This is a genomic window from Chitinophaga sp., assembly GCF_035564935.1.
In the GTDB taxonomy this organism is placed as follows: Bacteria; Bacteroidota; Bacteroidia; order Chitinophagales; family Chitinophagaceae; genus Chitinophaga.
In genome coordinates this window covers 1-10,409 of sequence record NZ_DATMTE010000089.1, presented here as the reverse complement: position 1 = coordinate 10,409, position 10,409 = coordinate 1, and the positions used below count along the sequence as shown (strand labels likewise).

Genomic DNA, 10,409 nt, shown 5'->3' with positions numbered 1-10,409 from the left:
AATCAGTTTAATCCTGAGTCAGACAAAATCCGCTCTACAACCGCCGAAGGCGGTCCACCACCTATTTCCGCAGCAACCCTGACAATAAGGAGATAGCAAATAACACCAGGAAGATATAAAAAAGGATCTTGGCGATAGATGCTGCTCCGGCGGCAATGCCCCCGAAACCGAATACTGCTGCGATAATGGCAACGATAAAAAATATGAGTGCCCAGCGTAACATAACTAAAACTTTTAGGTAAACAAATAGTGTCTGTAACACTTGTTTCAGGTAATCCGTTCAATTTTACACAATTATCATTCCGGTAAGTACAATAATTGCGGTTGTTACTATTTCATTTTTTTTCGATATAATTGTTACCTGCTGCTAGAATTGAGGAATTATTTCAAAATATGGCCTACACTAACTGTCCTATGCTGGCTTATTGGCCTGCATAGTCCTGCCTTCCTGCATGCAGAAGGCCAGCAGTTCCCGCGCGCAGCAGACACTATTCCCCACAGAAGCAGTGGGCTCTTCAAAAAGATCGGGGAGTACCGGGATTCCATACGTAATAAAGAATACCGTCAGTCGCTCATAAAACGGATAACCAAACAGGATGAACCGGTACATTCCAACGACAACGACAGCACTATCATTAAAAGTGAGGCATATTTTACCCCCTTTGCGGGCAAAGTGATCAGAAATATCTACTACAGGAAGGTGAAAGTATTCGGTCCCCGCAACATCAATGATACCACTTTTACTACCAGCATGAAATTGATCCACCTGGCTAACCGTATGCACTACGATTCCCGGGAATGGGTGATCCGGCAATCATTGTTCTTCCGGGAAAATCAGCCGCTGGAACCTTTTGAAATGGCCGACAATGAACGTTACCTGCGTAACAGGCCCTTCATCCAGGATGCGCGTATTTATATAAAGAACGCCAACAGCGATTCCATCGATGTGGAAGTAGTGACAAAAGATCTGTTTGAATACGGCGCAGATGTTTCCCAGTTCAGTGCAAAAGACATCAGGGCCAGCGTTTCCAACAACGACCTGTTTGGGGCAGGACAGGGCCTGAAAGTAGGGATGCAGTGGCGTTCCGATTATTCGCCTACCTGGAACACGGAAGTACGGTATACGAAATACAACCTGCTGGGCTCTTTTATAGATATGACCCTGGGATACACCACCCTGAATAATTACGCCCAGCTGGATACTAATGCCTTCGAAGGCGCTGTGTTCATCAATTTCAACAGGCCGCTTTACCGTAATGCCGCTAAACTGGTGGGCGGTTTTGCATTGTCAAAAAACTGGTCCATCAATATCAGGGGATCATTACCGGAGCTGGGCGACAGCGTGTACCGCGATTATACCTATTCCGTTATCGACGGATGGATCGGCTATAACTTCATCAATCATTATCAACACGACGGCACCATCGGCAAAAAGCCCAACTTCGCGGTACTGGCCAGGCACTATAACCTGTCGTTCCAGCGAAAGCCGGACCAGCTAAGATATAAAGACGATCCCGTGTACAATAATCACCGCCTGTACCTGCTGGAACTGCAGGCTTACCGTATTGATTATTTTAAAGCCCATTATTTCTTCGGGTTTGGCCGCACGGAGGATATCCCACTGGGATATAATATCAGCGCCACCAGCGGTTGGGAAAGCTGGAAAGACCGGCGGCGGATCTACACCGGCATTGAAGCACAGAAATACTGGACCACCAAAAACCAGGGACTCTTTAACTCTACCATAGGACTTAGTACTTTCTGGCTCAATAACGCGTGGGAAGACGGCGTGATACACGCCCGGCTTGAATATTACAGCCGGCTGCTGAATATCCGCAAGGCGCGGTTCCGCCAGTTCCTGAACATCGACTACCTGAACAGCCCAAACCCGTTCTTTAATAAACCACTCAACATCAATATGGAGTACGGCATCTGGGGGTATAAGAATACCATGATCAATGGCTTTCAACGCCTGAACCTCGGATCGGAAACAGTGTACTACAGCCCGCTGAAATTTCTCGGATTCAAATTTAATTTCTTTACTTCCCTGCAGGCATCTATGATCACCAACAAAAGCGACGACCTGCTGCGAAATCCTATTTACATGGGCCTTGGAGGCGGTTTCCGTGTCCGTAATGAAAATCTGTCGCTGAATACCATTAAAGTTTCGGGATATTATTACCCCAATGCACCAAAGCCTATGAATAAGCTGATGCTGGAAATTACGACCATTGTTGATTTCCGGTTTGACATCTCTGCATTACGCGCACCCACGGTGCTGAACTTCCGCTAAATAATGCGCTGGCAATTCCCGCATTCCGTAAATTTATAGTACTAAACCTTTTGTGTTATGGAATGGAAGAATGAACTCACCCGTATGCTGGGGATCACGTATCCGCTGATCCAGGCGCCCATGTTAGGTATCACTACGCCGGCCATGGTAGCGGCAGTGAGCAACAGTGGCGGATTAGGATCCTTACCGGTGGGCGGACTGCATCCCGATAAAGTGACCTCGTTAATCCGTGAAGTGAAAGGATTAACCCAGCAACCGTTTGCCGTAAACCTTTTCGTTTATGAGCCTGCGGAGCATTACGACCGGAAAACATTTGACGATATGCAGGAGTTCCTGCAATTCATGTATGGCGCCAACAGGATGGCAGCACCGCCGGTAAATTTTGACGAAGTACCTTTTCATTCCTGGAGAAACCAGCTGCCGGCGATCCTCGCTGCCGGTATAAAATACGTAAGCTTTACATTTGGTATGCCCGATACAGCGGGATTTGAATTGCTGAAGCAACACCAGGTGCTCCTGATGGGCACTGCTACCTCTGTAGAAGAAGCCACGGTGCTCACTGCCGCCGGAACGGATGTGGTGATTGCACAAGGTATAGAAGCGGGTGGCCACCGGGGCACCTTCCTGCCGGGTGAACTACCCAAAACGGGCACCTTTGCACTGGTGCCGCAAATAGCTGATCGTGTGCGCGTGCCCGTTATTGCCGCGGGGGGGATCATGGATGGCAGGGGAGTAGCGGCAGCAAAAATGCTGGGCGCAGCCGGTGTGCAAATGGGAAGCCTCTTCCTGAGAGCGCATGAAAGTTTGGCTACCCCTGCTCATAAGGCCGCTCTGGCCGATATAACGGACACGGATACACTGCTTACCCGCGCCATATCCGGTCGTTGGGCAAGGGGTGTACGCAATACCCTGATCACGGAAATAGAAGCCTCCGGCTTACCCGTCAGTGAATATCCTTACCAGGATGTGTTAACGCAACCTGGCCGTAAAGCGGCCAAAGAACTGGACAACCCTGCATTTGTGAATATGTGGGCGGGGCAGGCGGCAGGAAAGGCGCGTGCCTGGAGTACTGCTGATATTTTTGCAGAACTGGTGCGTGAAACGGCTGTAGTGCTTAGTAAATAATACGCCTGAAGATCCCGGGATAATCTATAACTATATCGTTTTCATCAAAAGGCAATTGCGCCGTAAAGTCGGTGGACACATTATCGTACAGGTATTCCCGGGGGCCGGTGCGGGTATAACGTTGCTGCACTTTCTGCAACTCAAATTCGGGCAGGTTAATATAGAGCATATCCAGCAGTTTACTTTCCTGTAGCTCAAACTGCAGCCGTTTCACCGGCAGGGTGTTGGTAAAAGGAGTCAGTGAAATATCGATGTCAATGCAGTTATCAAATGCGTCGATGTGGTTATTGTCTTTGTCGAACCAATGCCCCTGAAGATCCGACGTCAGCTTCAGTTCCGTTGGCGCGGGTCCTTCCTGTTTAATATGAAAGGACGATACCTGCCAGGATGGAGTGATCTCTATTTTATAATGTACACAAAATGGCTGTTGATCCCTTACCCCGTTGATACAACCGGCAGCCAGCTTCCCGGTGCCATTGTCCTGCAGCGTGAAGTACTCGGTTGCAGGCCATTGTAATGCCTGCCATAGAATGGGTTGCATGTGTTATCTTTTTATGTCCGATGATTTTATTTTGATGATCACCAGTTTCGATGTGGGCGTATTGCTTTTATCCGCTACACTGTCTACCGGTACCAGCACATTGGTTTCCGGGAAATAGGTAGCCGTACATCTTTCCGGTATATGGTAGGATACAATAATGAAGCCATAAGCCACCCGTTCCTTATTGCCATAATAATTATAAAGGTCTACTACATCACCGGGGTGGAAACCGGCGGCTGCGATATCGGCAGGATGCATCAGTATCACTCTCCGTTCATGGTATATGCCGCGGTAACGGTCGTTCAGCCCGTAAATGGTAGTGTTGAACTGGTCGTGGCTGCGGATGGTCATCATCATGTATTCATCGATGGCAAGGGGAGTCCTTAATACTTCCGCAATATTGAAATTGGCTTTGCCGCTATAGGTATTGAATTGCCCGTCCCTGGCGCCGTTGGGCAGGTAAAAACCACCGGGATGCCTTACCCTTTTATTGTAGTTATCAAAACCCGGGATCACTTTCTCAATATCGTTGCGTATAAGATCGTAGTGTTTTATATAGCTGGCCCAGGGTGTGCGCGAGTTTTCGCCCAGCAAGGTCATTGCCAGTTCGCAGATAATAACAGGTTCACTTTTCAGGTGGGTGGACACCGGTTGCAGGTTGCCTTTCGACATCTGTATCACTCCCATAGAGTTTTCACAGGTTACAAACTGCTGCTCACCCTGTTGTATGTCTTTATCGCTGCGACCCAGGCAAGGCAGTATCAGGGCTTCTTTGCCGTGCACTACATGGCTGCGGTTCAATTTCGTAGATACGTGCACGGTAAGGTCGCAGTTCCGCAATGCTTCTGCGGTATACAACGTGTCCGGTGTAGCGGAAAGAAAGTTGCCGCCCATAGCCATAAACACTTTTGCATCGCCGCGATGCATGGCATTAATGGCATTCACCACATCAAAGCCGTGTGCTCTTGGCGGTTCAAACCCGTATACATCATGGATCTTGTTGAGGAAAGCATTAGAGGGTTGTTCGTAGATGCCCATTGTTCTGTCGCCCTGCACATTGCTATGCCCGCGTACGGGGCAGGTGCCCGCTCCCGGTTTACCGATACTGCCTTTCAGCAGCAACAGGTTTACCACTTCACGGATAGTATCTACGGCATTTTTGTGTTGGGTGAGTCCCATGGCCCAGCAGGCAATGATCTTCTTTTTATGGAACAGCGCCTGTGCGGCCTGCTGCACCAGTTCAGGCGCCACACCGCTGTCTGCTACCAGCTGTGAAAGCGACTGCGTTTTCAGGTGTGTAATATAACTGTCGTATCCCTGTGTATTGGCATTGATAAACGCCTGGTCGAACACGGTACCGGGCGCACGTTCCTCTTCCTCTAACAACAGCAGGGATAAGGCTTTCAGCAAGGCCATATCTCCATTGATCTTTACCTGCAGGAAAATATCAGTAAGATGTGTTTTTATATTCAGTACTCCCTTCACGGTTTGCGGATTCAGAAAATTGAGCAAACCTGTTTCGGGTAAGGGATTTACAGAGATGATGGTAGCGCCGTTGGCTTTTGCTTTCTGCAAAGCTGTGAGCATGCGCGGGTGATTGGTGCCGGGATTCTGACCGAGTATGATCAGCACTTCCGCCTGGTGTATATCTTCCAAGGTAACGGATCCTTTGCCTATCCCCAGCGCATCGCCCAGGGCCACGCCGCTGGATTCATGGCACATATTGGAGCAGTCGGGCAGGTTGTTGGTACCATATTCGCGTACCATCAGCTGGTACAGGAAAGCGGCTTCATTACTGGTTCTTCCCGAGGTATAAAATATCGCTTCGTTGGGGGAGGATAATTTATGAAGATGACCGGCAATAATTTTATACGCGTCTGCCCAGGCGATGGGTGTATAGTGTGTGCCGCCGGGCGCGAGATACATGGGTTGGGCGATCCTGCCTTTTTTACCTATCTCATAATCTGTCAAGGCGCCAAGATCTGCCACGCTGTTTGCCGCGAAAAAACCGGGTGTTACCTTTTTGCTGGTGGCTTCCTCCGCCACTGCTTTAGCGCCGTTCTCACAATATTCGGCAATACCGGATCTTTCATCGTCAGGGTCGGGCCAGGCGCATCCGGGGCAGTCGAATCCGTCTTTCTGGTTAAGCTCCAGCAATGCTTTCATTCCCCGGAAGGCATTCATTTCCTCCAGGATGTGCCGCATACTGGATACTACTGCCGGAATGCCTGCAGCAACTTGTTTGGGTGGCCCCAGTTTAATACCGGTAAACCGTACCGGGTTTTCTGCACTGTCCATAACAGGTAATATTTTATGTGACATCAATTCTTTCTGCCCCGCTGTAAATATTAAAGCGCTGATCCTTTAAAAAACCCAGCAGGGTAATATTCCATTCGGCAGCCATTTTTACCGCCATGCTGGAAGGTGCGCCGATGGCTGCAATTACAGGTATCCCTGCCATAGCGGCTTTCTGGATCAGCTCAAATCCTGCACGGCCGCTCAGCAGTAGCACACAGTCGTTCAGCGGTACTAATTGTTGCTGCAGGGCAGCGCCTATGAGCTTGTCTACCGCGTTGTGGCGGCCAATATCTTCCCGCAGCAGGAGCAGTTCCATATTGCGGTCAAAAAGTGCGGCAGCGTGCAACCCGCCGGTAGATTCAAAAAGGGCTTGTTCATTCCGGAGTACCGCAGGCAGGCCGAATAATTTCCCGGCAGCCAGGTGAAAGGTGCTTTGATTAACGGAAACGCCTGTATGAATATCGGCCATATCCGTTTTGCCGCATACGCCACAAGCGGCAGTTGCCGCAAAATTACGCTGGGTATTGCCTAACCGGGCCACGATGGAAGGTTTCAAATGAACGGTAACGATACTGCCGTTGTTATCTTCCGACAAAATAATTTCCTGGATAGCGTGCTGTTCACGGATAACGCCTTCTGTAAACAGGAAACCGGCGGCCAGCTCCATATCTTCACCGGGCGTGCGCATAGTAACAGAAACGTTCTGTTGCCGGCGGTTATGAGAAGGGCCATGCACCAGTCTTATTTCGAGTGGATCTTCTGTAGCAAGCGTATCACTGGCGTCTGTAACACTTTCAGCAGCTACTTTCTTAACGCGGGTATGAACAACTGCATTTGTCATACTCAAAATTACACTTTCACTACCATCTTACCGCTGTTTCTTCCCGAAAATAATCCGAGTAAGGCGGCGGGCAGCTGATCAAATCCTTCCTCCACGGTTTCGGTGTATTTTATTTTCCCTGCCTTCACCCATTCCGACAATTGTTTGAAGCCTTCGCCAAACCTGCTGGCGTAGTTACCTATAATAAACCCCTGCATGAGGATACTCCTGGTTACCATAATGGGCTGAATACGTGGTCCTACAGGCGTTTCCGTGGAATTATACAGGGCGATCTGTCCGCAAAGCGGCACACGGGCAAAGAAATTAAGGTGTTTGATCACCGCATCGGAAATATCGCCGCCTACATTATCGAAATAAATATCCACACCATTGGGACAAGCGGCGGCAATGGCGGCATCCATGTTATGATTCCCTTTATAATCGATAGCGGCATCAAAGTTAAAAGTATCGGTGAGCAGCTTTATTTTTTCGGCGCCGCCGGCAATGCCTATTGCGCGGCAACCCAGTATGCGGGCAATTTGCCCCACAATAATACCTACAGCGCCGGCGGCGCCGGACACCACTACGGTTTCCCCGGCTTTGGGTTTGCCGATATCAATGAGGCCAAAGTAAGCGGTAAGCCCTGGTACGCCCAACAGGCCAAGGTAATAGGTAAGCGGAATGCTGTCGTCGATCTTACGCAGGTGTGCGGCCGGGAAAATGGCGGCGGTGGCCCAGGGCAGAAAGGGGCGGGGACCGCTGCTCATTACTTTATCGCCGGTTTTAAACAATGCGCTTTTGCTATGCATTACTTCTCCCACACCAGCGCTTTCAATAGGCTCGCCTACCTGGAAGGGAGGGATGTACGAGCGTGCATCGTTCATACGGCCACGCATATACGGATCTACGGAGAAATAGAGGGGCTTTACCATCACCTCATCATCCTGCAGCTCCGGCAAAATTGCATCCACGGTTTCGAAGTTGCCGGCTACGGGAAGCCCTTTAGGTCTTGCGGCCAGGAGGATCTGTTTTATTTTCATATACGCGGGTATTTAAAAGTGAGGAATGGCAATGATTATTTAACAGCTGAAAAATGCTTTTGTTTACCCTTCGGGAAATGAGCGGAATTAACGATGAAAAATGTACATTCGGGGTAAGAATCTTCACCCCTAAAATTTAAAATCTACTATGCGTCTTGATGATGAAGAAATGAGCGAAAACGTCGAGAAACGAACCGGTGGCGGTATGCGCAAAATCGGTGTAGGCGGCGGTATTGGCACCGTTATCATTATAGTGCTGGCCCTGATCTTTAAGCAGGACCCACAGCAGGTAATGCAGGTGGTTCAACAGGCTGCTCCCGGTCAGGAGCAGGCAGGCACTGCTGAAAAACTCACAAAGGAAAATGCCAATGCCTTCGAGGTGATGTCTTCCAAAGTACTGCGCAGTACCGAAAGGGTATGGAAGCAGGGATTCCAGGAAAGGAACAAAACCTACGAAGTACCGGGCATGGTGTCATTTGAAAAGGGTACCAATTCCGGCTGTGGTTTTGCGGAATCAGCTATGGGGCCGTTTTACTGCCCGGCCGACCGTAAAGTGTACCTGGACGTCTCTTTCTTTGATGAACTGGAACAGCAGTTCGGGGTAAAAGGCGATTTCGCAAAGGCATATGTGATTGCACACGAAGTAGGGCATCACGTACAGAACCTGTTGGGCATCAGCGATAAATTGCAGGCCATGCGTTCCCGGCTCAGCGAAAAGGAATACAATAAATTATCGGTGATGCTGGAACTGCAGGCAGATTTCCTGGCAGGCGTTTGGGCTAACCGCGCTAATAAGATCAGGCCGTTCCTGGACCCGGGAGATATTGAATCGGGGCTGAGCGCTGCCAGTGCAGTGGGCGACGACCGGCTGCAACAGGCCAGTACAGGCCAGGTGGTACCGGATGCCTTTACCCATGGTACCTCCGAACAAAGAATGTTCTGGTTCAAAAAGGGCTTTGAATCCGGCAATGTGGCCGACGGGGACACGGGCATCGGCCTGGGTACCTGGTAATGAAGCGAAGGGTTCCCGGGGCTGTAAGGCTGCAGATGCAGGATCACGGCTCCGGGAACCATAACCAGGCGTTTGGGTAGAACCGGGTAACCGGCCTGCCGTCAGATATCCAGCATTTCCTTCGCCAGTTCAATCATCCGGGGATCCCCGGTATACTTGCCATTCACGTCCGACAATTTCACTACGGGCGTCCAACGGGGCGCATCTTCAGGCAGGGCCTCGTACATCTTAATTACAATATTCAGGGCGGTTAATCCCACATCGTTGGTAAAGTTGGTACCAATGCCAAACGACATCCCTATTTTTCCCCTGCAATAGGCAGCAATATCAGCTACTTTTTCATAATTGAGCCCGTCTGAAAAAATGATGGTTTTGCTAAGCGGATCTACGTTCTTACCCCTGTAGTGGGCAATGGTACGGTCGGCAAATAAGATAGGGTCACCGCTGTCGTGCCGCACCCCGTCGAACAGCCGGGCGAATTTCTTATCGAACTGTTCAAAGAAAACAGGCGTGGTATAAGTATCGGAGAGGGCGATGCCCAGGTCGCCCCGGTATACCTGTACCCAGTTCTCCAGTCCAAGCATATTGGCCATCTTGAAGCCGTATTTGGCCGCATGGAACATAAACCATTCATGCGCATGGGTGCCTACGGGCTTCACCCCGTTCCGCATGGCAAGGTGTACATTGCTGGTACCAATAAAGGCCCCTTCTCCGTACTGGCGGAGCGTTTTCACCACCAGCTTATGAACCGCGAGGGAATGCCGGCGCCGGGAGCCAAAATCTGCAATGGTGATGTCCATCTCTTTATATTTCTCAATCTTATTACGGGTAATGGCGATCACTTCTTCGTCGGGTACCCGTTCCTGCCCGGTTAGCTGGTAATACAGCTCGCAGATGAGCGACATCAGGGGTACTTCCCAGAGGATGGTGCGGTACCAGTAGCCATCTACATGTACTTCCAGGCTATCGCCCTGCTGGGCAATATGTACCTCCGCAGGGTTATAGCGGTAACCCTGCAGGAAATCGAGATACGTAGGGTCGAGGTAGGGGCAGGTTACCGCCAGGTAATCTTTTTCTTCCGGGCTGAGCTGCAGCAGCTGCATTGTATTGACCGCCTCCCGGAGGGCTTCCGCAAAACCGGGAGGAAAGGAATGATGCCCGCGGTTAATAAAAGTATAACGGGCACGGGCCTTCGGAAATAATTTGACAACGCCGTGTTGCATGGTAAATTTGTAAAAATCGTTATCAAGAAGCGAAGTAAGGATCATATTTGCTGTTTA

General features: G+C 50.0%; 9 protein-coding genes. 3 read left to right on the top strand and 6 right to left on the bottom strand.

Annotated features, from left to right (window positions below; genetic code table 11):
* Positions 1–61: 61 nt before the first annotated feature.
* Positions 62–223 (bottom strand): DUF1328 domain-containing protein, encoded by a 162-nt coding sequence (locus VN105_RS02530; RefSeq protein WP_325637605.1) that lies wholly within the window; start codon positions 221–223, stop codon positions 62–64.
* Positions 224–373: 150 nt separating this feature from the next.
* Between VN105_RS02530 and VN105_RS02525 the strand changes: the two genes are divergently transcribed.
* Positions 374–2,293 carry a hypothetical protein gene (locus VN105_RS02525; RefSeq protein ID WP_325637603.1) on the top strand — a complete coding sequence of 640 codons (1,920 nt, stop codon included), beginning with the start codon at positions 374–376 and terminating at the stop codon, positions 2,291–2,293.
* 57 nt (positions 2,294–2,350) lie between these two features.
* A complete protein-coding gene (locus VN105_RS02520; RefSeq protein ID WP_325637601.1) occupies positions 2,351–3,418 on the top strand; it encodes a nitronate monooxygenase in 1,068 nt (355 codons plus the stop codon).
* Here VN105_RS02520 and VN105_RS02515 read toward each other — a convergent pair.
* Genes VN105_RS02515 through VN105_RS02500 form a run of 4 tightly spaced genes read right to left on the bottom strand, consistent with a single transcriptional unit; the run spans position 3,408 to position 8,117 of the window.
* Entirely contained in the window at positions 3,408–3,959 is a 552-nt protein-coding gene (locus VN105_RS02515; RefSeq protein WP_325637599.1) for a putative glycolipid-binding domain-containing protein, read from the bottom strand. The two genes, VN105_RS02520 and VN105_RS02515, sit on opposite strands and share 11 nt — an antisense overlap.
* A 3-nt stretch (positions 3,960–3,962) precedes the next feature.
* Complete coding sequence (locus VN105_RS02510) at positions 3,963–6,257, bottom strand: FdhF/YdeP family oxidoreductase (RefSeq protein ID WP_325637597.1); 2,295 nt, start codon at positions 6,255–6,257, stop codon at positions 3,963–3,965.
* Positions 6,258–6,270: 13 nt separating this feature from the next.
* Entirely contained in the window at positions 6,271–7,098 is an 828-nt protein-coding gene (fdhD, locus tag VN105_RS02505) for a formate dehydrogenase accessory sulfurtransferase FdhD (RefSeq protein WP_325637595.1), read from the bottom strand.
* Between the two features lie 8 nt (positions 7,099–7,106).
* Positions 7,107–8,117, bottom strand: coding sequence for an NADP-dependent oxidoreductase (locus tag VN105_RS02500; RefSeq protein WP_325637593.1), 1,011 nt, complete (start codon positions 8,115–8,117; stop codon positions 7,107–7,109).
* A 148-nt stretch (positions 8,118–8,265) separates the two neighbouring features.
* On the opposite strand from VN105_RS02500, the gene ypfJ reads away from it, so the two are divergent.
* Positions 8,266–9,129, top strand: a complete 864-nt coding sequence (gene ypfJ / locus VN105_RS02495; protein ID WP_325637591.1) for a KPN_02809 family neutral zinc metallopeptidase — start codon at positions 8,266–8,268, stop codon at positions 9,127–9,129.
* Between the two features lie 101 nt (positions 9,130–9,230).
* Here the strand turns inward: ypfJ and pncB are convergent, their stop codons facing one another.
* Positions 9,231–10,397, bottom strand: coding sequence for a nicotinate phosphoribosyltransferase (gene pncB / locus VN105_RS02490; RefSeq protein WP_325637589.1), 1,167 nt, complete (start codon positions 10,395–10,397; stop codon positions 9,231–9,233).
* Positions 10,398–10,409: the final 12 nt, after the last annotated feature.

Excerpts from the sequence above, each read along its gene's own strand:
- VN105_RS02530 (WP_325637605.1), bottom strand. The coding sequence starts at position 223 with ATGTTACGCTGGGCACTCATATTTTTTATCGTTGCCATTATCGCAGCA.
- VN105_RS02520 (WP_325637601.1), top strand. The coding sequence starts at position 2,351 with ATGGAATGGAAGAATGAACTCACCCGTATGCTGGGGATCACGTATCCG.
- VN105_RS02515 (WP_325637599.1), bottom strand. The coding sequence starts at position 3,959 with ATGCAACCCATTCTATGGCAGGCATTACAATGGCCTGCAACCGAGTAC.
- VN105_RS02510 (WP_325637597.1), bottom strand. The coding sequence starts at position 6,257 with ATGGACAGTGCAGAAAACCCGGTACGGTTTACCGGTATTAAACTGGGG.
- fdhD (WP_325637595.1), bottom strand. The coding sequence starts at position 7,098 with ATGACAAATGCAGTTGTTCATACCCGCGTTAAGAAAGTAGCTGCTGAA.
- VN105_RS02500 (WP_325637593.1), bottom strand. The coding sequence starts at position 8,117 with ATGAAAATAAAACAGATCCTCCTGGCCGCAAGACCTAAAGGGCTTCCC.
- ypfJ (WP_325637591.1), top strand. The coding sequence starts at position 8,266 with ATGCGTCTTGATGATGAAGAAATGAGCGAAAACGTCGAGAAACGAACC.
- pncB (WP_325637589.1), bottom strand. The coding sequence starts at position 10,397 with ATGATCCTTACTTCGCTTCTTGATAACGATTTTTACAAATTTACCATG.